We start from the raw sequence: 25,759 nt of genomic DNA on the forward strand, positions 1-25,759 counted from the left end.
AGATACGTGAGTATCTAAAGACAGAGAATCAAGAGACCGCATCACCTACGCTAGGGTGATGAAGCGAAAGGTCAAGCAATAAGGGCACAGGGCGGATGCCTTGGCACTAAGAGCCGATGAAAGACGTGATAAGCTGCGAAAAGCTTCGGGGAGGAGCAAATATCCCGTGATCCGGAGATGTCTGAATGGGGAAACCCGCATGAGAAGACCTCATGCATCCATACGCCAATCCATAACGTATGGAAGGGAACCCGGGGAACTGAAACATCTAAGTACCCGGAGGAAAAGAAAGAAACATCGATTCCGTAAGTAGCGGCGAGCGAACGCGGAGGAGCCTAAACCGGTGTGCGTGCATGCCGGGGTCATGGACTGCATTTAAGATTCAGTAAGGTTAACAGAACGGTTTTGGGAAAGCCGGCCAGAGAGGGTGAAAGCCCCGTACGTGAAAACCAAGCTGACTGAGCAGGATCCGGAGTACCACGAGACACGAGGAACCTTGTGGGAAGTAAGGGGGACCACCCCCTAAGGCTAAATACTACTTAGTGACCGATAGCGCATAGTACTGTGAAGGAAAGGTGAAAAGGACCCCGGGAGGGGAGTGAAAGAGAACCTGAAACCCTGTGTCTACAAGCTGTGGAAGTGCCATATGAGCACAACCGCGTACTTTTTGTAGAACGGTCCGGCGAGTTACGCTTACTGGCAAGGTTAAGTCCTCAAGGGATGGAGCCGAAGGGAAACCAAGTCTTAACAGGGCCAGAGTCAGTAGGAGTAGACCCGAAACCGGGTGATCTATCCATGTCCAGGTTGAAGCTGCCGTAAGAGGTAGTGGAGGACCGAACCCACATCCGTTGAAAAGGGTGGGGATGAGGTGTGGATAGGGGAGAAATTCCAATCGAACCCGGAGATAGCTGGTTCTCCTCGAAATAGCTTTAGGGCTAGCCTCGGTGTGAGTCTTGCGGAGGTAGAGCACTGAATTTCCTAGGGGGCGTCAAAGCCTACCGAAGAATATCAAACTCCGAATGCCGTGTAGATATCACCGGGAGTCAGACTGCACGAGATAAGTTGGGCGGTCAAAAGGGAAAGAGCCCAGACCTACAGTTAAGGTCCCAAAGTGCGCGTTAAGTGGAAAAGGATGTGGGATTTCGAAGACAACCAGGATGTTGGCTCAGAAGCAGCCATACATTCAAAGAGTGCGTAATAGCTCACTGGTCGAGAGGTCCTGCGCCGAAAATGTCCGGGGCTGAAACGCGCCACCGAAACTAAGGAATCCGTAAGGATTGGTAGAGGAGCATTGCATATGGGAAGAAGCAGTACCGTAAGGAGCTGTGGACTATATGGAAGAGAGAATGCCGGAATGAGTAGCGAGATAGAGGTGGGAATCCTCTAGGCCGAATATCCAAGGTTTCCAGGGTAAAGCTGATCTGCCCTGGGTGAGTCGGGACCTAAGGTGAGGGCGAGAGCCGTAGCCGATGGACAACAGGTTGATATTCCTGTACTGCAGTATAACAGAACTGTGGGGACACGTAAGGAGAGCGGGAGCCGGGAATGGAAAGCCCGGTACAAGCGAGGTACCAGTATGGTAGGAAAAACCGCCATGCAATGGGAAGACGTGATGTGGAGTGAAATATAGTAACGAAGCCCGTGAGCCATGCGTCAAGAAAAGCCGCTATTGTTTATATTGTACCCGTACCGTAAACCGACACAGGTGGATGAGGAGAGAATCCTAAGGCCGGCGGAAGAAGTATTGCCAAGGAACTCGGCAAAATGGCCCCGTAACTTAGGGAGAAGGGGTGCCTGCGAGAGCAGGCCGCAGAGAATAGGCTCAAGCAACTGTTTAGCAAAAACACAGGTCTATGCGAAACCGAAAGGTGAGGTATATGGGCTGACGCCTGCCCGGTGCTGGAAGGTTAAGAGGAGAGGTTAGACATACGTCGAAGCTTTGAATTTAAGCCCCAGTAAACGGCGGCCGTAACTATAACGGTCCTAAGGTAGCGAAATTCCTTGTCGGGTAAGTTCCGACCCGCACGAAAGGCGTAATGATTTGAGCGCTGTCTCGGCAATACATCCGGTGAAATTGAAGTGCCAGTGAAGATGCTGGCTACCCGCGCCAGGACGGAAAGACCCCATGGAGCTTTACTCCAGTTTGGCACTGGGGTCCGGTGTTGCATGTACAGGATAGGTGGGAGGCTGAGAGATAGTGACGTCAGTTGCTATGGAGCCGCTGTTGGGATACCACCCTTGTGATATTGGGCTTCTAACCAGCCGCCGTAATCCGGCGGTGGGACAATGCCAGGCGGGGAGTTTGACTGGGGCGGTCGCCTCCGAAAGGGTATCGGAGGCGCCCAAAGGTTCCCTCAGAATGGACGGAAACCATTCGAAGAGTGCAAAGGCAGAAGGGAGCTTGACTGCGACACCGACGGGTGGAGCAGGTACGAAAGTAGGGCTTAGTGATCCGGTGGTATTAAGTGGGAATGCCATCGCTCAACGGATAAAAGCTACCCTGGGGATAACAGGCTTATCACTCCCAAGAGTTCACATCGACGGAGTGGTTTGGCACCTCGATGTCGGCTCATCGCATCCTGGGGCTGTAGTAGGTCCCAAGGGTTGGGCTGTTCGCCCATTAAAGCGGTACGCGAGCTGGGTTCAGAACGTCGTGAGACAGTTCGGTCCCTATCCGGCGTGGGCGTAGGATATCTGAGAGGAGCTGTCCTTAGTACGAGAGGACCGGGATGGACGGACCGCTGGTGGACCGGTTGGCTTGCCAAAGCCATGGCCGGGTAGCCAAGTCCGGAAGGGATAAACGCTGAAGGCATCTAAGCGTGAAGCCCCCCTCAAGATGAGATATCCCATTCTTTAAGAAGTAAACCCCCTTGAAGACGACGAGGTAGATAGGGCAGAGGTGGAAGTGTGGTAACACATGGAGCTGACTGTTACTAATCGGGTGAGGGCTTGACCAAGAAACGCAGGTTAAGAATTGATTCAAGAAGTTTGATTAACCATCAACAAGCATGTATGTAGTTTTTAAGGTACAAACCTTAAATGGCCCAGTGGCTCAGTTGGTTAGAGCGCCGCCCTGTCACGGCGGAGGTCGAGAGTTCGAGTCTCTTCTGGGTCGTTACAGCTTAGCTGTAATGAATTAAATATGGGATCTTAGCTCAGCTGGGAGAGCATCTGCCTTACAAGCAGAGGGTCATAGGTTCGAGCCCTATAGGTCCCATAGATTATGGATGGATTCCCGAGTGGCCAAAGGGGGCAGACTGTAAATCTGTTGGCACCGCCTTCGAAGGTTCGAATCCTTCTCCATCCACTTAAATGCCGATGTGGCTCAATTGGCAGAGCAGCTGATTTGTAATCAGCAGGTTATCGGTTCGAGTCCGATCATCGGCTTTTAACATTTAATAACGCGGGGTGGAGCAGTCTGGAAGCTCGTCGGGCTCATAACCCGAAGGTCATAGGTTCAAATCCTGTCCCCGCTACTTATGCCCAGATAGCTCAGTTGGTAGAGCAGAGGACTGAAAATCCTCGTGTCGCTGGTTCGATTCCGGCTCTGGGCATGTTTTAATGCTAGGTTCTTCGAACGGTTGGTTCGAAAAAGCCTGGGCATGTTTTAATGCTAAACCAAGCATATAATTTAATATGGGGTATTAGCTCAGTCGGTAGAGCACTTGACTTTTAATCAAGTTGTCCGGGGTTCGAATCCCCGATGCCTCACTACTTTTTAAGAGCACTGTCAAAATGACAGTGCTTTTTTCGTATCAAAAATACATCACGGCTATCCTACACATTGTATGAAAAGAAGCGTGAAAACTCCACGCTATAGAGTATGTAGATTGTAAAAAGTATCTGCTACAATAAAGACAGTTAGAAAACTACAGCATGTTTCGGGGGATTCATGGACTGTACGTTTTGTCGGAAAGAAAACTTCAGGAGGTGTAGCAAATGATTATTATTGGCGAAAAGATCAATGGTTCGATTCCTTCCGTGGCAGAAGCAATCGCCAACAGAGACGCTGAATTTATCAAGGATCGTGCAAGAAAACAGGCAGAAGCGAATGCAACGTTTATTGACTGTTGTGCATCTGTTCCGGAAGAACAGGAAGTTGAAACTCTGAAATGGATGATCGACTGTATCCAGGAAGTAACAGATCTTCCGATTTCTGTAGACAGCCCCAGTGCAGATGTTCTGGCGCAGGCGTATAAATTCTGTAAAAGACCGGGACTTTTTAATTCTGTATCTGGTGAGGGAGATAAGATTGATAAGATCTTTCCAATTATGGCGCAGGAGGAAAATAAGGACTGGCAGGTTATTGCACTGTTAAGTGATGACAGTGGAATTCCGAAGAACGCAGCGGACAGACTTCGTGTATTCGATAAGATCATGGCAAAAGCCAAAGAGTACGGAATTTCTCCATCCAGGATCCACATTGATCCGCTGGTAGAGATGCTTTGTACATCTGAGAATGGAATTGAGACAAATATTGAAGTTATTTCTACTGTTCGTGAAAAATATCCTTCTATTCATATTACAGCAGCGATCAGCAATATTTCATTTAACCTTCCGGTTCGTAAGCTGATCAATCTTGGATTTGTGGTACTGGCTATGAACGCCGGACTGGACAGTGGAATCCTTGATCCTACAAACAGAGATATGCTTGGACTGATTTATGCGACAGAAGCTCTTCTTGGAGAAGATGACTACTGTATGGAATATATCGGGGCATACAGAGAAGGACTGATCGGACCTGTAAAAAAATAAAAAATGGGCTTAAGGCAAGTCTGGCCGATTGCGGAGTCTGTCAGAGAAGACTTAAGGAACATACAAAAAATACAGTCAGGTACGAAAACAGACTGTATTTGGAAAAAAGATAAATGAGTGCAAATTAATTTCAGGAGGTAAAATCTTATGAGTAAAATGGATGAAGTTTTTGATCTGGTAGTGAGAGGAAAATCCAAACTGATCGCAGCAGCAGTACAGGAAGCCCTGGATGAGGGAAATGCAGCACCAGATGTTCTTGATAATATGATCAAGGCAATGGGCGTTGTTGGTGAGAAATTCAAAAATAATGAGATCTTTGTTCCGGAGATGCTGGTAGCAGCGAGAGCTATGAAAAAAGGTGTAGATGTTCTGAAACCACATCTTGCAGGTGGAAGCGCTGGTGTAGCAGGAAAGATGATCATTGGAACTGTAGCAGGAGATCTTCATGATATTGGCAAAAACCTGGTTGCAATGATGATTGAAAGTGCCGGCTTTGAGGTAATTGATCTTGGTGTTGATGTTCCGGTAGAGAAATTTATTGAAGCAGTTCGTGAGAATCCGGATGTTAAAGTAGTAGGTGTTTCCGCACTTCTGACAACAACCATGCCGGCTATGAAAGAAACCGTTGAAGCACTTAATAAAGAAGATTTCCGTAAAGACATCAAGATCATGGTCGGTGGAGCTCCGATCACTCCGGAATTCGCAGAAGAGATCGGTGCAGATGCTTATACAGCAGATGCAGCTTCCGCAGCGCAGGTTGCAAAATCACTTGCTGCATAAAGTAAACAGGCAAAAAAGCGGGTATTTGCAATCCGCTTGCTTAAGGAGAAACTTGTTTGGGCAGGAATCTCCGGTATAATAGCAGATTAAGATCCGCAGAAACTAGAAAGATACGATAGTTTCTGCGGATTTTTTTCTAAGACTGTATTTGTAAGATGACAGGGGGTGGCAGATTTGAATACATACAGGGTGCTTTTTACAAAAGAAAAAACAGAAGTTACGGTAAAGGAAGGAACTACAGTACTGGAGGCAGAACGGATCGCAGGCTTATCCCCGGATGCACCATGCGGAGGAGCCGGAAAATGTGGAAAATGCATGGTAAAAATAAACGGAGCTGTGGAAAAAGCCTGTCAGACAAAGATAACTGCAGATACTGAAGTAGAAACCCTTGAAAAAGAGTCTGAACACAGAATCCTTGTAAAAGGAACAGAGAGAGCCGTGACGTTTTCTCCGGAACTGGAAATTCTGGATATTGAAATCCCGCCATGTACAGTGGGGGAAAACAGTTCAGACTGGACAAGGCTTTGCGAGGCGATAAACAGCCGCCGGAAGAAAGACATCATTTTTCAGCCAAAACTGGAAATACTGCCTGCAATCAGCCGACTGATAAAAGAAAAAAATGGAAAAGCAAGAGCGATTGTCAGCGGGAACCAGATCCTGGATCTGAAAGAACAGGACGGCAGACCGGTACTGATGGCAGCTTTTGATATTGGGACAACAACGGTGGCAGGATATCTTCTGGATGGAAAAACAGGAGAGCAGCTGGCAACAGCAAGTGCATTAAATACACAGACAGAATATGGCGCAGATGTGATCATGAGAGCAAATTATTCGCTGGAGCACGGTACAGAAGAACTTTCCACATGTATCCGGGAGCTTTTAAGAAAATTGATCGGTACACTTTGTGAAGCGGCGAAAAAATCTCCGGAGGATATTTATCAGGTCAGTGTTGTGGGAAATACCTGCATGCATCATCTTTTCCTGGGAATTGTACCGGATTCTCTGGTTCATGCACCGTATAATCCGGCCATCAGTCAGGGGCTGATGTTTCCGGCAGAAAAATTCCATCTTGGTATTCACCCGGGAGGACAGTTGGTAGCTTTACCTGTTATTGCAGGTTTTGTGGGGGCAGATACTGTAGCATGTCTTCTGGCTGTGAATCTTGAAGAAGAGAAAAAGATGACGCTGATGATCGACATTGGAACAAACGGAGAAATTGTTCTTGGAAATGAGAAACGCCGTATTGCATGTTCTACTGCGGCAGGGCCGGCTTTTGAGGGAGCTAAGATTGCCTGTGGAATGCGGGGCGCAGATGGAGCGATCGAACATGCACATCTGGTGGATGGAAAACTGGAATGTAAGGTAATCGGCGGAGGCAGACCAACGGGAATCTGCGGTTCCGGTCTGATCGATATCATAGCATGTCTTCTGGATGCGGGGGTGATCGATGAAAGCGGAAAGCTGCTGGAAAATCCGCGGGTGGTTCAGATCGATGAAAATACAAAGAAAGCATATCTTCTGGCTGATCCGTTGGAATCCGGGGATGGAAAACCGGTATATTTAAGCCAGAAAGATATTCGGGAAGTACAGCTGGCGAAAGGGGCCATTGCTGCAGGAATTGCTCTTCTGGCAGAACAGATGGGGATTACTCTGGAACAGGTGGAGCAGGTTTATATAGCAGGAGCTTTTGGAAATTATATGGACCCGGCGGGAGCATGCAGGATCGGAATGCTTCCTGGTATTCTTAAGGATCGGATCATTCCGGTTGGAAATGCAGCCGGTGAAGGTGCGAAGCTTGCACTTTTGAATAAAGAAGAACTGAAACGGGCAGAGCGACTTGCACGTCATACGGAATTTCTGGAGCTTGCGGCATTACCTGAATTTCAGGATCAGTTTGTAGATGAGCTGGAATTTCCTGAGATATAAAATCCACCAGAACTGAAACGGAATCGAAAAGCATGGGGAGGAAAACATTATGGAGCTGGAAGAATTAAAAAAAATCGGAAACAGCATAGGATTTTTTAAAGTAGAAGAACTGAATATAGATAAGATTAAACTTCTTCCGGAGGTGCGCCAGATGTGCAGCACGGATAAATGCCATATGTACGGACGCAACTGGAGTTGCCCGCCTGCCTGTGGAACACTGGAAGAATGTGCGGCAGATATTTCCGGTTATAAAAAAGGAATCATTGTGCAGACAAAAGGGAAACTGGAAGATGAATTTGACGGAGAAGGAATGATGGAGACGGAAGCGCTTCATAAAGAACACTTTATAAAGATGCATGACCGTCTGAAAAAAGAATTTCCAAAACTTCTTTCCCTTGGGGCCGGATGCTGTACCAGATGTGCGAAATGCAGCTACCCGGATGCACCCTGCCGATTTCCGGAGAAACGTTTTTCGTCGATGGAAGCATATGGAATGCTGGTAACACAGGTCTGTCAGGACAGCGGGATCGAATATTATTACGGACCTGGAACGATCACTTATACCAGCTGTTTTTTCCTGGAATAAAAATCTTTATGAGGAGAAAGTCCCAACCGGTCAGCAGTTCTGTCATATGCAGAAAAAATTTCCGGTTCTATTTCTGCGAAAGGCTTACATAGGCTTTTGGTAGCTGTATAGCTGTGGGAAACGCGCATTCCCGGTTCTGTACATTGCAGGAATCTGCGGTGGATGGAATGAAATCAGTGATCAGAAACCTGAGAACAAAGTCTTTTTTGGAAAGGCGGGATTTTATGGTATATGAAAGGCTGGGAATTAAAAAAGTATGGGATGGAAAGAAAGAATACTGTTCTGAGAAAAATCCGGAGAAAAAAGAAGGAAAATCAGGCAGATATACGGAAATATTGCAGATTTTTCATATGACGGTAATGATCCTGGGAATCTTTATGGAAAAAATCTCCCGTGTACAGGCTATGGGAGGAAAACGGGCAGGGATCTTTGCAGCGTATGCAGCAGCTGGCAAAGGAAGCTGGATATGCAGAAACAAAGTGCGTTATATCGTGAATAAGAACGGAAGCGGACATGCAGTGGCGGCAGTTGCAGGCGGAAATAATGGGATGGGAAGAAGGGCCGGAGAATCAGGATTTTACCCCAGACAGGCTAGATCTCCCGGAAAACGAACTGCAGGAAATAAATACCGGGACAGGCGGCTGCTTATAGACTTCCCGGAAATATCAACAGTCCCGGAGGTTCAAAAAAGAAATGGCTGTTATGCGTATCGGGGTTGCGAAAAGCAATAAACAGTAGATGGAGATTTTATAAAAAATGCACCGTGATCGAGCAGATCTCGCTATTTGTGGCAGTACGCATATTCGGGCCCCATATGCCTGCGCCGGAGGTAACAATGTTGTGCATGGTTCCTTTTTTCAGGTAACCGCAGGAATTTTCCCAGACCAGGCCGGTGATGATGTTCAGAGGGAACAGCTGGCCGTCATGAGTATGACCACAGAGATCAAGGTCTGCGCCTGCGGCTGCCACTTCATTCAACTGACCAGGCTGATGATCTATAAAAATAATGGGGAGTGTTTTGTCAAGGGAGGCTGTAAGCTGGTCAGGTTCCTTCCGTGTGTCGGACATTTTGCGGCAGCGGGACGGATCTTTGCGGCCTGTCAGATAGAACCGGTCATCAATGAGAAGCGTTTCATCATTGAGTAGCCGGATATTGGCGGATTTCAGAAAATCCCACATTCTGGGATCGTCATAATCTTCTTTCGCATTACGGAAAGTAAAACCGGCCAGAATCGGTTCGCTGAGATCATGGTTGCCCCAGCAGGCATAAACTCCGTATCTGGATTTCAGCGAACGAAGAATGGCCGCCGTTTTTTGGGGATCTTTGATCCCCTCATATTCGTTGTCAAAAATATCACCGGCAATGCAGATCAGATCCGGATCTTCGGCGTTGATCTTTTTTACAAGAAGTTCGGCATGTTTTTCCCCGATGCTGTATCCGAAATGAATATCTGCAAGCAGGACGATTTTCAGAGAATCCATTCCCTTCACCTGCTTGTCTACTTTCACATCATAAGTTTTTGTCTTAATATTCCACTGGTTTAAAATTCCATAGAGACTGATACCAATGATCAGAAGTGTACAGACTACGCCCGTGATCACGAAGGCTTTCCGGGAGTACAGCCAGGCCGGGTGAAGCGTGTGCTTCAGGATCAGTCTGCAGAGATCAGTAGTTACGATCACGATCAGGATGTAAAGAAACGTTCCCTGAAAATAATTGGCTGTATTTTTCAGGAAACGATGGATTTCAGGCGGCTTCCGGATAAGAAAACAGGTCAGAAGAGAAGTGGACAGAAAAATATAAACACCCACAAAACATACCCGGAACGCAAAGGTCTGGAAAAAATGAGTGCATGCACCCATCCACAGGATCATCCAGCGGACGATATAAATATTGATGAGGATATATAGTGGTGCGAGAAAGATGACAAGCATGATATGAGATACCTCCATAAAAAATTTCAGTTAAATATTTTATCCGCCTGATCAGAGAATTTAACCAAATCAAGTAAGTCCCCTGCGGGGTTGCGAAAAGCAATAAGCAGTGGGTGGGGACTTGCTTGTATCAGGAAGAGCGTAAGCTCCTCCTGATAAACTGCGGAGCAGTTATTTGGTGTAGAGCTACGTAGCGAAGCGGATTGCGAATATTCGCTTGAATGGATGGTGAGTAAGGTCTGATCACTGCAGATCCCCTTCGAATTGATATAGTATACAGCAAATAATAATTTTTTGCAAAAGAACATATATTAGGAAAAAGAACGCTTATGGTGTTTTTATGAAAAAATATGCGCTTCTTCGATATTGTCTGGTGTTTCTGGCAATTGTTCTTCCTTATTTTACGGCAGCGGCTTTTCACGGGACGGAGATGGTCCTGGCAGAGAGGAAGCCTGATATGGAAGAATATCTTCCCATCCTTGTTTTTTCACAGATTTCCCCGGATATGAAAAAAGAAACCATAAAAGCGCAGACTGTGATCGCACGGTCGAATATTCAGAGGCGGATCGGGGAGGGAAAAAATCTTGCGGAGATCCTCTGGGAAAACAGAAATACTGGAGAAGTCTGGAGATATTTTTTTACAGAAAAAAATCAAATCTATCAGCAGTCAGCGAGAGAGACGGGAGGGCAGGTACTGACATATGAGGGAAAAGTAAAGCTGACACCCTGGCATAAGATCAGCGGGGGGAAAACACGCAGCGGAGCGGAGGCTTTTCATGATGAGGCGTATACATATCTGAAATCAGCAGATAGCAGCGGGGATAAAAAATCTCCGGATTATATGAAAGTTGTGGAAATTCCGGCGGGTCAGTTTTCCGGAGAGCTGAAGATCAAAAAGCGGGATAGTGCCGGTTATGTGACGGAGCTTATGGTTGGGAAAACTCTGGTGGAAGGAGAAAGTTTTGCGGCGGGAATGGGGCTGGAATCGGCGAATTTCAGCTTGCAGAAAAAGAACGATACTTATTATCTGCGGGTGCGTGGCATCGGCCACGGTGTTGGTTTTTCTCAGTTCGGCGGAAATGAGATGGCGAAAAACGGAAGCAATGCGGAGGAGATCCTGAAAAAATATTTTCCGGATATGGAATTAAGAGTTGAGAATCCGGAGAATTAAAGGAAGTCGAGAGGATATTCCTGATTCGATTAAGCAGCAAAAGAAATGTATTATTATGAAAGAAAAATATTCAGAAAGTGAATAGACAGCCATATTCTGGACACTCTATAGATACAGAAATAGTGACTGGAAACGGTAGCAGAGTGAAATGAAGATATCCGCTTTACTGCTTTTTCCGTTGCTGAAAATGAACATATCAGACAGAGGTGGAAAGAATATGAAAAGTAAAATCGTGAGAGGCATTATCAACGGCGGAGTTTTGGCAGCAGTGGCTGCACTTGGAATTACCGTTTATCAGCTGGGGACAAAACCTATTGTAGAAAATTCCCAGGAGGAAAATTCTGTACAGATGGAAGAAGAACTTTCGGATGGGGAAAACGCAGAGGACGCGGCAGTTACCGGAAATGGCTGGGAAGATGTGGCGCAGGATGAGATGACCGATGGAGCAGCCGGAGATGAAACAGGTCTGTCAGGTGCTTCGGAAAATGGGGCAGATGCAGACGGTGTAACCGGAAGTATCCGTGAGACTGCAGGAAGCGGTGCAGCTGAAAATGAGGGAACAGCAGGAACAGACGGTAATACAATGGCAGATGTAAATAATGGGAGTGGTGCAGAGAATAAGAGTGTATCTGCGGCAGCAGGGGCAGAAAGTGCTGGCAATAGTACTGCTGGAATCGGAAATGCAGCAGATAACGCCAACGCCGGAAATGCAGCAAATAACGGAGCAGAGACTTCCTCCGCAGATACAGCCGAAACTTCCGCGGCCGGAATTGCGGCGCAGACCTTGAATTTTACAGAGGATTCCATTATGGAGTGGCCGGTGAGAGGAACGGTTCTTGTGGATTACAACATGAATGAAACCGTATATTATCCGACGTTGGATCAGTATCGGGTCAGCCCGGCTATTTCTCTGCAGGCAGTGGAAGATGCACCAGTGTATGCGGCGGCAGATGGTCAGGTGCTTTCCATTACACAGGATGCCTGCACAGGAACGACTGTGACCATGGAGCTTGGAAATGGCTATCAGGCGGTGTACGGACAGCTGAAGGATCTTACAGTGGCAGAAGGTGACACGGTAAAAGAAGGCGAAGTGATCGGAAATATCAGTGCACCGACCAAATATTATTCTGTGGAAGGCCCGAACCTTTATTTCGCAATGAGAAAAGACGGCACGCCGGTGGATCCGTTTGAGTATCTGGAGTGATGTGGCACGCCTGAGCAACAGGTAAACTGAAACGGCAGGAAGCTGAGACGGCAGAAAAACTGAAACAGCAGATATGATCGATCGGGAATGATCGCTGAAACGGATACAGTAGAATATCCTTTTTAGAGAAATTGGTTATAGCGGAAAACGTTGCAGATGAAAGTAAAACATGCGGGATGCGAGTCACTGGCATCCCGTATACAACAGAATAACTGCGAAACAATAGAAAAGCATCTTTTTTACCGGAAAGAAAACGTGTATAATCTATCTATAAATATCTGTAAAACGACGGAAAATGACAGACTTAACAGGACAGAAGAAGAGGTACATAGGTCATGAATATTAATGAAATAGCCAGACTTGCCGGAGTTTCCAGAGCTACGGTATCCAGATATCTGAACAACGGATATGTAAGCAGTGAAAAAAAAGAAGTCATCCGCAAGGTGATCCAGGAGACCGGATATCAGCCATCCTCCCAGGCACAGACATTGCGGACAAAAAAAACGAGTCTCATCGGTGTTATTCTTCCAAAGATCAATTCCGATACCATAAGCCGTGAGGTGGCGGGGATCAGTGACATTCTCACACGGAGAGGTTACCAGCTGATCCTCGCCAATACCAACAACGATGTGGAAGAAGAGCTGAAATATCTTTCTCTGTTTAAAGAACGCCAGGTGGACGGAGTGGTTTTTATTGCCACCATGTTTACCAGAAAGCATAAACAGATGCTGAAGGATTATAAGGTGCCGATCGTGCTTCTGGGACAGCATCTGGATGGATATCCCTGCATTTATCAGGATGATTATAAGGCAGCTTTTATGGTGACAGAGAAGCTTGCAAAGAAAGGAAAAAAGTTCGCTTACATTGGTGTCACAGATAAAGACGAGGCAGTTGGTGCACGCCGTAAAAAAGGTTTTATGGATGCGCTTCATAAGGGAAAGCTTGAGATCCTTCCGGAGAAGATGAAAACAGGAAGCTTCACCATGGATTCCGGCTATGAGATGGCGAAGGAACTTTTTGAGGAGGATCCATCCATTGATTCTCTGGTATGTGCCACAGATACCATGGCAGTTGGTGCCATGACTTATCTGAAGGAGATCGGACTTCGAATTCCCGATGATGTGCAGATCGCAGGGATCGGTGACGGTGTTCCGGGTAAGATCGTGGAACCGAAGCTTACCACGGTACATTTTTATTATAAGACCAGTGGAATGGAGGCGGCAGCCATGCTGGCGGATCTTATTGAGAACGATACCGGAATCAGCAAGGAAATCAAAATGGGATGTGAACTTGTGGAACGGGAATCTCACAGGTAGCAGAGAATATTCCCGCAGACAGAGGATAAAAATTATAAGTTATTGCGGAACAGGGGCAGATCTTTTGGGAGAAAAAGACCTGCTCTTTTTTGGCGGGTTTATGTGTTATGGCTGGGCAAGCACAGAAAAAGACCAGATTTTTTTGAGATGTCCTGACCGGCTTGTTTGTCTTGCGTATGTTCTTATGGAATATGTACAATTTTGACCGGAGAAATTTGTGAGATGTTGCGGATTTACAAATGAGAAGGCAGTGGTTATAATACAATCAAGATGTGAGAACGATTCCATATTAGAACACATAAAAAACATGAAAAACAAGCAAAGAAATGACTGAAAAACTTATAAATACCAAGGCATTAGGAAAAACAGACATTTTAAAGATAGAAATAAATATGGAATCAATCTCATAAAAGAAATAAAAGGATCAGAAATCATTAACTTCCGGAAAAACAGAAAGAACAGACACTGCTGATCCGAAGAAATCAGTTTTGCAAAAAAAGGGAAAGCAAAAAGAGTCTACTGCCCGCAGGAAGGACAGTAAAAGAAAAGGAGGACGGACATGGATTACAGAAAGACCGCACAGGAAATCTATGATCATGTAGGAAAGAAAGAAAATATCATTTCCGCAGCACACTGTGCAACAAGACTTCGTCTGGTCATTGCGGATAATGACAAGGCAGACAAGGAATATGTAGAGAACATCGACGGTGTGAAGGGTGTATTCTTCGCACAGGGACAGATGCAGATCATCCTGGGAACAGGAGTTGTAAACAAGGTTTACGATGAATTTATCCAGATCGCCGGAATATCAGAGAGTAGTAAGGATGAGCTTAAGAAGGTGGCAGCATCCAAGGCTAATCCGATACAGAGACTGATCAAGACACTGGGAGATATTTTTGTCCCGATCATCCCAGCTATCGTAGCCAGCGGATTCCTGATGGGAATCATGGAAGCTCTGAACTTCATGGTAAACAATGGCTTCCTGAATATCAATACCAGTGGTTCTATTTATGTGTTTGCCCAGCTTTTCAGTAATACGGCGTATACATTTCTGCCGATCCTGATCGCTTACAGCGGCGCGAAGGTATTCGGAGCCAATCCTTATCTGGGAGCGGTCATCGGTATGATCATGATCCATCCCAATCTGCAGAATGCCTGGACTGTGGCTACAGAAGGTGTGCAGGCAACACAGAAAGTATGGTTCGGACTTTATTCGATTGACATGGTTGGATATCAGGGACATGTAATCCCGGTTATCATTGCAGTATGGGTACTGGCACAGATCGAGAAGAGACTTCATAAAGTTGTACCAGCAATGTTCGACCTTTTTGTAACACCACTTGTCAGTGTTTTTGTAACTGGTTATCTTACTCTTTCCATTATCGGACCGATCTTTGTTGCCGTTGAGAACGGACTTCTGGATGGAATCCAGTGGCTGATTGCCCTGCCGTTTGGAATCGGAAGCTTTATCATGGGTGCTTTTTATGCGCCGACAGTTGTTGCAGGTGTTCATCACATGTACACCATCATTGACCTTGGACAGATCGCCAAATTCGGCGTTACCTACTGGCTGCCACTTGCATCCGCAGCCAACGTTGCACAGGGTGGTGCAGCTCTTGCTGTAGGCCTGAAATCAAAGAACCAGAAGATCAAATCCATGGCTGTTCCGTCTGCTTTAAGTGCATGCATGGGAATCACAGAGCCGGCGATCTTCGGCGTAAACCTCCGTTTCGGAAAGCCGTTTATCATGGGCTGCCTCGGCGGTGCATGCGGAGCGCTTTTTGCCTCCATTACAAATCTTGGTGCTACAGGAACAGGTGTTACCGGTATCTTCGGAATCCTGCTGTGCCTGAATAACCCGGTTGCTTATATCATAATGTTTGCCATCGCGTTCGGTGTGGCTTTTGTGCTCACCTGGATGATCGGATATAAGGACGAGGTACAGGAAACAGCTGAAAAAAATATCGAAACAGAGAAAAAAGCAGATGCTCCGGCAGAAATTGCCCAGGAGAAGCCAGCAGAGGAGAAAACATCTGAGACCGGCGCACAGACCCTCTACAGCCCGCTTGAGGGAACCGCGATCCCGCTTTCAGAAGTAAAAGATGCGACTTTTGCATCAGAAGTCCTTGGAAAAGGCATGGCAGTGATTCCGTCCAAAGGTGAGGTAAAAGCACCTTGCGACGCTACCGTTTCTACAATTTTTGACACAAAACACGCAATCGGTCTTGCAACAGAAAGCGGCCTGGAACTGCTGATCCACATCGGCGTTGACACCGTTGAGCTTGGCGGAAAATTCTACACCGCACATGTAAAAGACGGCGACGAAGTGAAAAAAGGCCAGACGCTGATCACATTTGATATGGATGCCATCAAGGCAGCAGGTTACGATGTGACCACACCGCTGATCGTAACCAATACTGATGATTATGAAGAAGTAAAAATGCTTGCAGAAGGAACCGTAAATAACAGTTCTGAAGTACTGGAGGTAAAATAAATGAGTTCTCTGACAAAGGTGCTTGCGGAGGAAGTTCGAAAAATCGAGGAAACGGCAGCAGTGGGAAGGGCAATGCAGACAAACCGTCTGACCCATCACCTGATGCCGCCCACCGGATGGCTCAACGATCCAAACGGATTATGCTGGTATAAAGGAAGATATCACGTGTTTTTCCAGTATTCTCCATTTGAGTCCAACGGTGGACTGAAATTCTGGGGACATTATTCCAGCGAAGATATGATCAGCTGGAGATATGAAGGTGTTCCGCTTCTGCCGGACAGCATTTATGACTGTCATGGTGTTTACTCAGGCTCCGCCATTGCGGAAAAAGACAAGCTCCATCTTTTCTACACAGGAAACATCAAGATGGATGGAGATTATGATTATATCAATAACGGAAGGCAGTCCAGCACTCTCCATGTGGAGAGTGAGGACGGCGTTCATTTTGGAACAAAAGAAGTAGCCGTTTCCTGGGAGGATTATCCGAAGAATTACACATGCCACATCCGTGACCCGAAGGTCTGGAAAGATGGAGAGGAGTATCGCATGATCCTTGGCGGCCGTCAGAAAAGCGACCAGGGTGCCGTACTTTTTTATAAATCCGAAGACCTGAAAAACTGGAAATTCGACCATGAGCTGACCACAGAGAATGCTTTCGGATACATGTGGGAATGCCCGGATTATTTTACCCTTGAGGGACAGGAAGTACTTTCTGTATCTCCACAGGGACTGACAAGGGAAGAGTTCCGTTTCCAGAACATCTATCAGTCCGGATACTTTATCCTGAAGGACGGAAAGCCGGAGGAAAAAGATTTCCGGGAATGGGATCACGGTTTTGATTTCTATGCACCCCAGACATTCCAGGATGGAAAAGACAGACGGATCATCATCGGCTGGATGGGAATGCCGGATGCAGATGAAGAGTATGTGAATCCTACTGCAGAGAGCGAAGGCTGGCAGCATTGTCTGACGGTTCCAAGGGAAGTTACGTATAAGAACGGAATGCTTTATCAGTATCCGGTGAAAGAACTGAACGGGCTGAGAGAGAATGGGACTTCCATCAGCGGTTCCAGCGTGGAGCTTCCGGTGAACGGACCATTTGATCTGGATATTCAGGTAAAAGGTGACCAGGGCAAGGTAAGTCTTGGGGAAAATCTTTTCCTGGAGTATCAGGGCGGAGATGTGATCTTAACTCTCTCCGAAACAGCCGGTGCCGGACGTAAAGTACGTAAAGCACATGTTCCATCCGGTAAAGTCGAAAGTCTCAGGATCCTTGCGGATACTACAGCTGTGGAGATCTATGTAAATGGCGGAGAAGTGGTTTTTTCCACCAGATATTATCCGGAAACGCAGGCGCAGGCTGTGAAAGTGGAAGCAGCGGATGTTGATGGAAAGATTTATGGACTGAAGAATTATGTGATGGAGTAGAGGAGTTTTTTGTCTGTTGGTAAGTGGTAACATTTTGTGGCTATTCTAAGATAAAAAAATTTATAAACTAGGTACAGAAACCTTACTGATTTTCAGAAGTAGAGAGCTGAATGTCAGTAAGGTTTTTATTTATGTTACAGAATATATATAAGTGGAGTGGAAGAGATGTTATAAATAAGATAGATTGTTGAGTAAATCAAAAAGGAGAGATACAAAATGATAGTCAAATATGGATATGTTCGAGTAAGTACAAAGGATCAAAATGAAAATAGGCAATTGGAAGCAATGAAACAATTAGAAATATTAAAAAAAAATATTTATGTAGAAAAAATATCGGGGAAAGATTTTGATCGACCAATATATCAGAAACTTGTGAAAAAATTAAGACCAGATGATTTGCTTTATATAAAAAGCATTGATAGATTGGGACGAAACTATGAGGAAATTTTAGAGCAATGGCGCATTCTTACAAAAGAAAAGAAAGTAGATATTGTTGTTCTAGATATGCCATTATTGGATACAAGAAGAGGGAAAGATCTCATAGGAACTTTTTTGAGTGATATTGTTTTGCAGGTATTGTCTTTTGTAGCTGAGAATGAAAGAAGTAATATTAAACAACGTCAGGCAGAAGGAATTGCGATTGCGAAAGCTAGGGGAGTACGCTTTGGACGTCCACCGAAACCGTTACCTTCTAATTTTTATAAGATATATCAGAAATGGAAAGAGGGAAAAATAACCGGTATAGTAGCTGCGGATGCTTGTGGTATGCCAGTTTCCACATTTCTGTATAAGGCAAGGGCATATGAAAAGGTTGAAAAATAAAAAAGAGGAGAAATTACAAAAAGGTGTACTTTTTTGTAATTTCTTCTCTTTTTTTTATAATATCATATTACAAATATTATATAGCATAACATCAAAGAATTCAATATATAAAAATAAAAAAGAATAAAAATCTGACAAAATTCCACACGCTTTTTACAAAATCATTGATTTAAAAAAGTACACTTTTTAACCAATAGCAAAGAGGATTGCCAATATTCGTCTGACTTATTGATTAAAAGGGAGGATAAGAAAGAGAGGAATATGGAATGGCTTATAATTTGAAATATAACACAGGAATGATCGAAAATCCAATTTCATTTAGAGATACTAATGGATTAAATGTAGAAAATATTGTTTCTTTAATGTCACAAAAGGCAGAAGAACTGGGAGTTCCTGCAAGAATCACAACAAGTACAGTTAAAGAGGGTGGATTGTTTGGAAGTACATACCCTTGTGTTGTTATTAATCATCCCAACCCTCCGCAGCAATATTTTACAGATGTGTATATTATTAATGGAAATACAGTAAATTTTTATTTTTTTGGTGAATCAAAAGCTAATACAGCAACAAATAAAGCAAATGCAAGAAAAAATACATTAACCGGTATGATTATGAATTCTATTGCAGGGTCAAATGAGATGGCATATCAGCAGGAGATGTTCTGGCACAGACAAATTTATGAGATTTTTGAGTCTCTTATACAGTAATATTTAGGAGAGATAGAAAATGACAATAGAAGAAGCAAAACAAATGACAACTCAAGGCGACATAAGAGCAATGTGTAGCTTAGGGGATTTTTATATTAAGCAAAATACGGGAGAAGGTATAAGAGAAGCTTCTAAATGGTATGAATTAGCTGCTAGAAAGAATGTAATTTATGCAATCCATATAACAGTATTATCGAAAAAAATTCTTGCGTATTCAGATTTGCAGGTGGTAGCTGGATCTGAGGAATCAGTTGATTTTATAAAAAAAATTGGGAAGAAGTTTATGATTGGGCATCGCATGAGATAGAAATGCTCGATGATAACGTTCCTGGTTCCGAAAAAATAGACATAAAACAAGCATTAGAAAATTATAATGATGCAATATATTATAGAAAAAGTTTTTTGTTGAGAGATTTATTTGTCTAACAGAAATAAATGAAAGGGGAGAATAATCATGGGATATTTTAGACCTTCACAGTATACGATAGAAAATGCATTGAGAGAAGTGGCAAGATATGATGGTGTTTACATAGGAGATAATTATGTGACAAAAGATCACGGTTCATATATAGAGATTAATATTGAAACGGACAATGCTAAAGGACATGTTAGCTATGATTTGTATTTTAATGAATCAGGGGAGTTAACAGACTGGAAAAAACATTAGTAATTTTATATTCATGAAATTAAAATGGAGGAAAACAAAATGGAAACTGTAAAATGCCCAAATTGTGGCAAAGAAATTGTTATCATTTACGAGAAAAAGCAGTATGAATGTCCTCATTGTGGACAACGATGGGGTAAAAAGTAAATAAAAAACAATAAGGAGGATATAAAACTATGAAAAAAAGAACATTCAAAAGAATTGTATACGGAGGAAAAATTAGATTTAGAATTTGTCCAAGATGTCAGGGAACGGGTACGTTTCTTTCAGGAGAAACCTGTTATTATTGTCATGGAACTGGAACCGTAGCTGATTAAGCGAATTCCATATTCACAGAAATAAGAAATAAACGTATAATAAAGCAGGTGGGAAAATCCGCAGCCGGAATCCCAGCCTGCTTTATTTTTTGATGTAAGTGAAATACATGAACTGTGCCGGCTGCTTGAGTATAGAAGGACGGCTGCTGAAGAAATGTTGGTGGCTGTCTTTACATAGAATATTTCACAAAAGAGGAGACCAGAATGAATTATACATATATCGTTCAGTGTGCAGACGGCACGCTTTACACTGGGTGGACAAACTGCCTTGCCAGGCGGATGAAAGCTCATAATGAGGGCAAGGCAGGCGCTAAATACACCAGGGCCAAGAGACCGGTGAAGCTGGTGTATTACGAAGGGTTTGCCACAAAAGAAGAGGCAATGAGCCGGGAATACCGGATCAAGCAGCTGACCAAGGAGAAGAAACTGGAGTTGATGAAGTTTTGAATGGCACTAAATATTTTGCTGTTTTAATTGCGGATTTTGTCGAAATGTTTTAATTGCGTTTTCGCCCATATTGTGCTAATGTAAAGAAAAAGCATTTCATTTCTATTGATCTGTGCGGAACACTTCCGTATCTGTAATTCACCGGCCATTCGGCTTTTACAAAGAAATCTCAATGCTTAAATTACATGATCACGCAGGGAGATTTCCGGAAGCTGTTTTTACTGTAGGATTCTCCCGACTGCCCAAGAAGGAGGATACTACATGGAAGAAAGTAACATCGATGTATTAAATGCAAACCGGATGTATAAATCCCGGATCTTTGCAATGTTGTTCAGCGACAGGAATGAATTGCTGAAACTTTATAACGCAATTAACGGAACCAGTTATGATGACCCGGATCTTCTCCAGGTGAATACGCTGGAGAACGCTGTGTACATGTCCATGCAGAATGACGTTTCATTTATCATTGATATGCGGCTGAACCTGTATGAACATCAGTCAACTTACAGTCCGAATCTGCCAGTCCGGTATCTGCTGTATGTGGCGGATGTGTATTCGGATTATACGAAAGATATGAATCTTTATGGAACGAAAGCTGTGAAACTGCCGACACCGAGGTTTGTGATCTTCTACAACGGCCAGGCAGAACAGCCGGACCGGAAAGAATTGAAATTGTCGGAGCTCTTTTCAATTCCGGATGCAGACCCGTCTCTGGAACTGAAGGCAGTCATGTTAAATATCAATAAAGGTCATAACCGGAAACTGATGGAAACCTGCCGGACCCTCCAGGACTATGCGGAATATACCTTCCGTGTAAGAGAATACGCAGCGGAAATGCCACTGGATCTTGCAGTAGAGCAGGCGATCACAGAATGTATCAGCGAGGGAATCCTGGCAGATTTTTTGAGAAAAAACCGAGCGGAGGCGAAGAAAGTGAGCATATATGAGTATGATGAAGAACGGCATATGAGACAGACCCGTGAGGAAGGTATGGAAGAAGGATATGCCAATGGGTTTAGTCAGGGAATTGAACAGGGAATTACGCAGACGGTAATTAATTTACTGAAGTCGGGGCTTTTAACAGACATTCAGATCAGGGAGATAACAGGACTTGATCAGAAGCAGTTGGATGAACTGAAGAAAAAATGAAATAAAAATGTTGTAAAATTCATCAGTTAATAATGGTGAAAGAAGCACATGCTTATTTTACAATTTATTTTGTGAAGAAGTATGTGCTTTTTTGTTTCAAAAAGCAGTGTACACAGAAGTTATTTATCCTCTTACAGCAAGAAGACTCCGACCTCTAAGGTGGGAGATGAATTGCGTCCGTTACCAGCTTGATAGAGTACCTTAATCATAGTATAATATCTTTAGTCGAATAATAAAAATTAAAATACAATAAATTTAGATAATAACGCACATTTAGTGTTCTTACTATACTATCATCTTGTGATTGTGGTCAAGTATCGCAGAGGGGGTTTCGAGGAAAAGGAAGTGGCATGGTGGCAAACAGAGCATATAAATTCAGAATATATCCCAATGATGAGCAGAAGATTTTGTTTGCTAAGAGTTTCGGTTGTGTCAGAATGGTATACAATCATTGGCTTGATAGAAAGATTCGGCAGTATGAGGAGAACAAGACCAATGTAGCATATACCATTTGTGCAAAAGAAATGGCTACAATGAAGAAAACGGAAGAATACGGATTTTTAAAGGAAGTAGATAGTATCGCATTACAACAATCGCTCCGGCACCTTGATACGGCATTTCAGAACTTTTTCAAACAGCCGAAAACAGGTTTTCCAAGGTTCAAATCAAAAAAACGGAGTAAAAACAGCTATTCCACGGTCTGCATCAATGGGAACATAACGATATCTAACGGATATTTGAAATTGCCTAAGATTGGACAAGTCCACTTAAAACAGCACAGGATTATTCCAGAGGAATACAGCCTGAAATCTGTAACAGTAAGTCAGACACCAAGCGGAAAATACTATGCAAGTATTCTTTTTGAGTATGAAAATCAAGTACAGGAAAAGGAGATGCAAAATTTTTTAGGTTTGGATTTTTCCATGCACGAATTGTATCGTGACAGTAACGGTAAGGAGCCTGCCTATCCAAGGTATTACAGGAATGCGGAGAAAAAATTAGCGAGAGAACAACGCAGGCTTTCCAAAATGCAGAAAGGTTCAAGTAATCGTAATAAGCAGAGGATTAAGGCGGCAAAACTCCATGAAAAGGTTTCCAATCAACGAAAAGACTTCCTGCATAAGCAGTCAAGGCAGATAGCCAATGCTTATGATTGTGTATGTATAGAAGACTTGGATATGAAAGCAATGTCACGGTCGCTGAATTTTGGAAAATCTGTTTCAGATAACGGCTGGGGAATGTTCACAACATTTTTGAAATACAAATTGGAGGAACAGGGTAAGAAGCTTGTGAAGGTGGATAGATTTTTTGCAAGCAGTCAGACCTGTTGTGTTTGTGGTTACAAAAATGCAAAAACGAAAAATCTTGCCCTGAGAGAGTGGGATTGCCCGCAGTGCAGAACCCATCATGATAGAGATGTAAATGCGGCGATAAATATCAGAAATGAGGGAATGCGTTTGGTAATTGCATGACATTAACATAACACAACCGTGGGACACACGGGGATAGCTCGCTTATGCTTAGCACAGAAGTGCTATCGAACGAGAACCAAACTTGCCGAGGTTGGAAAGCCCCCACCTCTATAGGTGGGGGGAGGATATCACCAAAAACAAGCTATGCATATGATGGAAAAGCAAAAACACCAGTAGTTACAGTTATGGATGATGATTATCTGCTTCAGGAAAACGAAGATTATACGATTACATACTCGGATAATATCAAGGTTGGAACAGCGACAGTAATGATAACCGGAATAGGTAGATATACTGGAACAGTCAGCGCTTCGTTTACAATTCAGCAGGTAAAGAAGAATAATGTGATTAAAGTATCCAATATTACGAAGACCGTTTCTGCGAAAGAACAGAAAGTAAAGATTCAGGCAACTGTAAATGACAAAGCGAAGCTGACATATTCATCAAATAATAAATCTGTAAAAGTAAACAGCAGTGGAGAAATTACAATTGCGAAGAATTTTACAGGTACAGCGGTTATTACAATAACGGCAGCAGAGACAGCCAGATACAAAAAAACATCCTGTCAGATTACAGTTACAGTCAGACCAACAGGTACAAGCCTTTCAGGAGTGACTAACACGGGAAGTGGAAAAGCCAATGTTGCATGGACGAGAAACAAATCAGTAACAGGATATAGAATACAGTATTCTACTGATAGTAAGTTTAAAAAGAATGCCACAACGGTTAATATCAGTAAGAACCAGACGACAAAAACAACATTGTCAAAGCTGAAAGAAGGAAACACATATTATGTCCGCATTGCAACTTATAAAAATGCAGGAAGTAAAATTTATTCTTCATGGAGCAAAGCAAAAAAAGTTACAATCCGTCCAACAGGAACAAGTCTTTCAGGTGTAACAAATGCAGGAAATGGAAAAGTTAAAGTTACATGGCTGAGAAATAAATCAGCAACAGGGTACAGAATACAGTATTCTACTGACAGTAAGTTTAAAAAGAATGTTACAACAGTTAATATCAGTAAGAACCAGACAACAAAAGTGACATTATCAAAACTGAAAAAAGGAAAGACATACTATGTTCGGATCGCAACTTATAAGAATGTCAGAAACAAAGTTTACTCTTCATGGAGCAAAGTGAAAAAAATTACGATCAAAAAATAATAGGTAAACAGAGGTAGGAGGAAAAGGATATGAAAAAAAGAATATTAACACTGGCACTTACAGTTATTCTTGTGTTGAATTTTGCGGGTGTTGCAAATGCCGCCGAAAATCAGGCGAAATTTAATTTCACTGGTACAGGGTTTCAGCTGATATTAAATATACTTTCAAATTATTATATAGAAAGTGGTACTTCAGTGGAGTGGAAAGAGTCCTCGGAGAAAACTGAAAGTGAATACTGGAATGAAGGTGGAAGTATCCAAACTGCTACGAATGATTCACTGATGGATATAAATCTTTTCCTTGATTCTGAAAAAAATGTTACAACTATTCAGACGGGATTTGTTCTTGATGAAAATGGACTGGCAAATTCTGAGGGGATTCAGGAGAAGCTTGTAGAAACAGCGAAATTATTAATTTTGACAATTGAGACAAAGAAAAACAGCTCCCAGGATGATACTGCAAAAGTAGTTCAGAGTATGGTAGATGAATATACTAATATGCAGACAGATCTGTATAATTCAGCAACAAATCCAACAGAAAATGGAAATGAAGGAGAACGACTGATTGATGAAACAGATTATCAGATCATAGAAAAATATAAATGGAGTACAGAAGGGGAGACAAAGCTCTTTGTAGATATTGTCTTTGTTCCGAAAGCAGTATGATGAATGGCAACGATTAATGCATAACAACGATTAACGCATATCAGCTTAGACTTCATGTTGACCTCGTCCGAGGCAACCGGTCTGGGCTGATATGCGTTTAATACCTTTTATTTACTATATTTTATATGGTTTTGCTTCAGGCATTGTGATAACATGGAGAAAAGAGAATTGTTTTGCGAAATTATATTTTTGATAGAAGAAATATAGTTTTCTGAGAAAAAATCAGGTAATATACGAACTTAAGGGGAGGCAGCGTATGAAATGTCCAGGTTGTAATAGTACCATTCCGGAAGGTGCCAGTTTTTGTCCGGAGTGTGGACAGAAAATAGAGATGGATTTTCCACACAATACAGGCCGGACTTACTGGAGACAGCCACAGAAACCGGAAACGGAGAATACTTCTGACAAAAAAGCAAAGAAGGCTTCCGAAAAAAACGCAATGGTTACGGCAATAGCCATAGCAGCGCTGGTTATATTTATCGGATGTGCCATAGCTGTTACATTAAATAACCGACAGAACAGTAATAAAGTTTCCACGTCTGAACCTGTCAGCATGGCAGAAAAAAACATTTCATATATACAGGGCTGAGTCTGAGAGAGAGGAACGGAGAAAAAGAGAAATGGAAATAAATCTGATCAGCTTCAGATTATCCTTACCATTATTACAGCAGTACTTGTGTGCGGACTATCTGTACTGCGACTGAGAATAAGTACAGCATTGAATATTTTTATGGGTTCGTTCGTTATTTTGTTTTTGC

22 protein-coding genes, 7 tRNA genes, 1 rRNA gene and 1 pseudogene are annotated in these 25,759 nt (G+C 43.4%); 30 read left to right on the plus strand and 1 reads right to left on the minus strand.

The window, feature by feature from the left end; all coding sequences use genetic code 11:
• The first annotated feature begins 69 nt into the window (after window positions 1-69).
• The 13 genes from AC04Q6_RS08620 (at window position 70) to AC04Q6_RS08680 (ending at window position 8,778) form a co-directional block, all read left to right on the plus strand.
• Window positions 70-2,957: ribosomal RNA gene (locus tag AC04Q6_RS08620) — 23S ribosomal RNA — on the plus strand.
• Window positions 2,958-3,041: 84 nt separating this feature from the next.
• A tRNA-Asp gene (locus AC04Q6_RS08625) sits at window positions 3,042-3,115 on the plus strand.
• Window positions 3,116-3,144: 29 nt separating this feature from the next.
• Window positions 3,145-3,217: transfer RNA gene (locus tag AC04Q6_RS08630), tRNA-Val, on the plus strand.
• Window positions 3,218-3,225: 8 nt separating this feature from the next.
• Window positions 3,226-3,307 (plus strand) — tRNA-Tyr (locus tag AC04Q6_RS08635).
• A gap of 7 nt (window positions 3,308-3,314) precedes the next feature.
• A tRNA-Thr gene (locus AC04Q6_RS08640) sits at window positions 3,315-3,387 on the plus strand.
• A 15-nt stretch (window positions 3,388-3,402) separates the two neighbouring features.
• Window positions 3,403-3,476 (plus strand) — tRNA-Met (locus tag AC04Q6_RS08645).
• 5 nt (window positions 3,477-3,481) lie between these two features.
• A tRNA-Phe gene (locus tag AC04Q6_RS08650) sits at window positions 3,482-3,554 on the plus strand.
• A gap of 84 nt (window positions 3,555-3,638) precedes the next feature.
• A tRNA-Lys gene (locus AC04Q6_RS08655) sits at window positions 3,639-3,711 on the plus strand.
• 228 nt (window positions 3,712-3,939) lie between these two features.
• Window positions 3,940-4,755, plus strand: a complete 816-nt coding sequence (locus AC04Q6_RS08660) for a methyltetrahydrofolate cobalamin methyltransferase (protein ID WP_118063306.1) — start codon at window positions 3,940-3,942, stop codon at window positions 4,753-4,755.
• Between the two features lie 147 nt (window positions 4,756-4,902).
• Window positions 4,903-5,535: a corrinoid protein gene (locus AC04Q6_RS08665; RefSeq protein WP_021976028.1), complete on the plus strand. Its 633-nt coding sequence runs from the start codon at window positions 4,903-4,905 to the stop codon at window positions 5,533-5,535.
• A 174-nt stretch (window positions 5,536-5,709) separates the two neighbouring features.
• Entirely contained in the window at window positions 5,710-7,461 is a 1,752-nt protein-coding gene (locus AC04Q6_RS08670) for an ASKHA domain-containing protein (RefSeq protein WP_242997126.1), read from the plus strand.
• A gap of 49 nt (window positions 7,462-7,510) precedes the next feature.
• Window positions 7,511-8,047, plus strand: coding sequence for a DUF2284 domain-containing protein (locus tag AC04Q6_RS08675; RefSeq protein ID WP_119248340.1), 537 nt, complete (start codon window positions 7,511-7,513; stop codon window positions 8,045-8,047).
• Between the two features lie 224 nt (window positions 8,048-8,271).
• Entirely contained in the window at window positions 8,272-8,778 is a 507-nt protein-coding gene (locus AC04Q6_RS08680; protein ID WP_148707925.1) for a hypothetical protein, read from the plus strand.
• Between the two features lie 16 nt (window positions 8,779-8,794).
• Here AC04Q6_RS08680 and AC04Q6_RS08685 read toward each other — a convergent pair whose 3' ends face one another.
• Window positions 8,795-9,982 carry a metallophosphoesterase gene (locus tag AC04Q6_RS08685; RefSeq protein ID WP_119248338.1) on the minus strand — a complete coding sequence of 396 codons (1,188 nt, stop codon included), beginning with the start codon at window positions 9,980-9,982 and terminating at the stop codon, window positions 8,795-8,797.
• 340 nt (window positions 9,983-10,322) lie between these two features.
• On the opposite strand from AC04Q6_RS08685, the gene AC04Q6_RS08690 reads away from it, so the two are divergent.
• The 17 genes and pseudogenes from AC04Q6_RS08690 (at window position 10,323) to AC04Q6_RS08770 (ending at window position 25,590) form a co-directional block, all read left to right on the plus strand.
• Entirely contained in the window at window positions 10,323-11,153 is an 831-nt protein-coding gene (locus AC04Q6_RS08690; RefSeq protein ID WP_119248337.1) for a SpoIID/LytB domain-containing protein, read from the plus strand.
• Between the two features lie 217 nt (window positions 11,154-11,370).
• Window positions 11,371-12,357: a M23 family metallopeptidase gene (locus tag AC04Q6_RS08695; RefSeq protein WP_021978138.1), complete on the plus strand. Its 987-nt coding sequence runs from the start codon at window positions 11,371-11,373 to the stop codon at window positions 12,355-12,357.
• Window positions 12,358-12,692: 335 nt separating this feature from the next.
• Window positions 12,693-13,673 carry a LacI family DNA-binding transcriptional regulator gene (locus AC04Q6_RS08700; protein WP_118071738.1) on the plus strand — a complete coding sequence of 327 codons (981 nt, stop codon included), beginning with the start codon at window positions 12,693-12,695 and terminating at the stop codon, window positions 13,671-13,673.
• Between the two features lie 559 nt (window positions 13,674-14,232).
• Window positions 14,233-16,167, plus strand: a complete 1,935-nt coding sequence (locus tag AC04Q6_RS08705) for a PTS sucrose transporter subunit IIABC (protein ID WP_119248335.1) — start codon at window positions 14,233-14,235, stop codon at window positions 16,165-16,167.
• Entirely contained in the window at window positions 16,168-17,595 is a 1,428-nt protein-coding gene (locus AC04Q6_RS08710) for a glycoside hydrolase family 32 protein (RefSeq protein ID WP_119248334.1), read from the plus strand. It begins immediately after the preceding gene.
• A gap of 216 nt (window positions 17,596-17,811) precedes the next feature.
• Window positions 17,812-18,417 carry a recombinase family protein gene (locus AC04Q6_RS08715; RefSeq protein ID WP_476389641.1) on the plus strand — a complete coding sequence of 202 codons (606 nt, stop codon included), beginning with the start codon at window positions 17,812-17,814 and terminating at the stop codon, window positions 18,415-18,417.
• A 266-nt stretch (window positions 18,418-18,683) separates the two neighbouring features.
• Window positions 18,684-19,124 (plus strand): hypothetical protein, encoded by a 441-nt coding sequence (locus AC04Q6_RS08720; RefSeq protein WP_118071742.1) that lies wholly within the window; start codon window positions 18,684-18,686, stop codon window positions 19,122-19,124.
• 19 nt (window positions 19,125-19,143) lie between these two features.
• Window positions 19,144-19,431, plus strand: coding sequence for a hypothetical protein (locus AC04Q6_RS08725; RefSeq protein WP_119248210.1), 288 nt, complete (start codon window positions 19,144-19,146; stop codon window positions 19,429-19,431).
• A 147-nt stretch (window positions 19,432-19,578) separates the two neighbouring features.
• A complete protein-coding gene (locus tag AC04Q6_RS08730) occupies window positions 19,579-19,791 on the plus strand; it encodes a hypothetical protein (protein WP_118071744.1) in 213 nt (70 codons plus the stop codon).
• Window positions 19,792-19,964: 173 nt separating this feature from the next.
• Window positions 19,965-20,105, plus strand: coding sequence for a hypothetical protein (locus AC04Q6_RS08735; RefSeq protein WP_178087524.1), 141 nt, complete (start codon window positions 19,965-19,967; stop codon window positions 20,103-20,105).
• A 204-nt stretch (window positions 20,106-20,309) separates the two neighbouring features.
• Window positions 20,310-20,552, plus strand: a complete 243-nt coding sequence (locus tag AC04Q6_RS08740; protein ID WP_118071745.1) for a GIY-YIG nuclease family protein — start codon at window positions 20,310-20,312, stop codon at window positions 20,550-20,552.
• A 261-nt stretch (window positions 20,553-20,813) separates the two neighbouring features.
• Entirely contained in the window at window positions 20,814-21,701 is an 888-nt protein-coding gene (locus AC04Q6_RS08745; RefSeq protein WP_119248209.1) for an RpnC/YadD family protein, read from the plus strand.
• A gap of 249 nt (window positions 21,702-21,950) precedes the next feature.
• A pseudogene (locus tag AC04Q6_RS08750) lies at window positions 21,951-22,040 on the plus strand (IS200/IS605 family transposase); the annotation flags it as partial.
• A gap of 11 nt (window positions 22,041-22,051) precedes the next feature.
• On the plus strand, window positions 22,052-23,173 hold the full coding sequence (tnpB, locus tag AC04Q6_RS08755; RefSeq protein WP_330384703.1) for an IS200/IS605 family element RNA-guided endonuclease TnpB: 1,122 nt from the start codon (window positions 22,052-22,054) through the stop codon (window positions 23,171-23,173).
• A gap of 185 nt (window positions 23,174-23,358) precedes the next feature.
• Window positions 23,359-24,336, plus strand: coding sequence for a fibronectin type III domain-containing protein (locus AC04Q6_RS08760; protein ID WP_476389642.1), 978 nt, complete (start codon window positions 23,359-23,361; stop codon window positions 24,334-24,336).
• A gap of 29 nt (window positions 24,337-24,365) precedes the next feature.
• A complete protein-coding gene (locus tag AC04Q6_RS08765; protein WP_119248206.1) occupies window positions 24,366-25,001 on the plus strand; it encodes a hypothetical protein in 636 nt (211 codons plus the stop codon).
• 256 nt (window positions 25,002-25,257) lie between these two features.
• The gene (locus tag AC04Q6_RS08770; protein ID WP_118063334.1) at window positions 25,258-25,590 is read left to right on the plus strand and encodes a zinc-ribbon domain-containing protein; all 333 of its coding nucleotides are present in this window, start codon (window positions 25,258-25,260) and stop codon (window positions 25,588-25,590) included.
• Window positions 25,591-25,759 lie beyond the last annotated feature (169 nt).

Source organism: Blautia sp. HA9023 (assembly GCF_056504095.1).

Excerpts from the sequence above, each read along its gene's own strand:
- AC04Q6_RS08660 (WP_118063306.1), top strand. The coding sequence starts at position 3,940 with ATGATTATTATTGGCGAAAAGATCAATGGTTCGATTCCTTCCGTGGCA.
- AC04Q6_RS08665 (WP_021976028.1), top strand. The coding sequence starts at position 4,903 with ATGAGTAAAATGGATGAAGTTTTTGATCTGGTAGTGAGAGGAAAATCC.
- AC04Q6_RS08675 (WP_119248340.1), top strand. The coding sequence starts at position 7,511 with ATGGAGCTGGAAGAATTAAAAAAAATCGGAAACAGCATAGGATTTTTT.
- AC04Q6_RS08680 (WP_148707925.1), top strand. The coding sequence starts at position 8,272 with ATGGTATATGAAAGGCTGGGAATTAAAAAAGTATGGGATGGAAAGAAA.
- AC04Q6_RS08685 (WP_119248338.1), bottom strand. The coding sequence starts at position 9,982 with ATGCTTGTCATCTTTCTCGCACCACTATATATCCTCATCAATATTTAT.
- AC04Q6_RS08690 (WP_119248337.1), top strand. The coding sequence starts at position 10,323 with ATGAAAAAATATGCGCTTCTTCGATATTGTCTGGTGTTTCTGGCAATT.
- AC04Q6_RS08695 (WP_021978138.1), top strand. The coding sequence starts at position 11,371 with ATGAAAAGTAAAATCGTGAGAGGCATTATCAACGGCGGAGTTTTGGCA.
- AC04Q6_RS08700 (WP_118071738.1), top strand. The coding sequence starts at position 12,693 with ATGAATATTAATGAAATAGCCAGACTTGCCGGAGTTTCCAGAGCTACG.
- AC04Q6_RS08705 (WP_119248335.1), top strand. The coding sequence starts at position 14,233 with ATGGATTACAGAAAGACCGCACAGGAAATCTATGATCATGTAGGAAAG.
- AC04Q6_RS08710 (WP_119248334.1), top strand. The coding sequence starts at position 16,168 with ATGAGTTCTCTGACAAAGGTGCTTGCGGAGGAAGTTCGAAAAATCGAG.
- AC04Q6_RS08715 (WP_476389641.1), top strand. The coding sequence starts at position 17,812 with ATGATAGTCAAATATGGATATGTTCGAGTAAGTACAAAGGATCAAAAT.
- AC04Q6_RS08720 (WP_118071742.1), top strand. The coding sequence starts at position 18,684 with ATGGCTTATAATTTGAAATATAACACAGGAATGATCGAAAATCCAATT.
- AC04Q6_RS08725 (WP_119248210.1), top strand. The coding sequence starts at position 19,144 with ATGACAATAGAAGAAGCAAAACAAATGACAACTCAAGGCGACATAAGA.
- AC04Q6_RS08730 (WP_118071744.1), top strand. The coding sequence starts at position 19,579 with ATGGGATATTTTAGACCTTCACAGTATACGATAGAAAATGCATTGAGA.
- AC04Q6_RS08735 (WP_178087524.1), top strand. The coding sequence starts at position 19,965 with ATGAAAAAAAGAACATTCAAAAGAATTGTATACGGAGGAAAAATTAGA.
- AC04Q6_RS08740 (WP_118071745.1), top strand. The coding sequence starts at position 20,310 with ATGAATTATACATATATCGTTCAGTGTGCAGACGGCACGCTTTACACT.
- AC04Q6_RS08745 (WP_119248209.1), top strand. The coding sequence starts at position 20,814 with ATGGAAGAAAGTAACATCGATGTATTAAATGCAAACCGGATGTATAAA.
- tnpB (WP_330384703.1), top strand. The coding sequence starts at position 22,052 with ATGGTGGCAAACAGAGCATATAAATTCAGAATATATCCCAATGATGAG.
- AC04Q6_RS08760 (WP_476389642.1), top strand. The coding sequence starts at position 23,359 with ATGGATGATGATTATCTGCTTCAGGAAAACGAAGATTATACGATTACA.
- AC04Q6_RS08765 (WP_119248206.1), top strand. The coding sequence starts at position 24,366 with ATGAAAAAAAGAATATTAACACTGGCACTTACAGTTATTCTTGTGTTG.
- AC04Q6_RS08770 (WP_118063334.1), top strand. The coding sequence starts at position 25,258 with ATGAAATGTCCAGGTTGTAATAGTACCATTCCGGAAGGTGCCAGTTTT.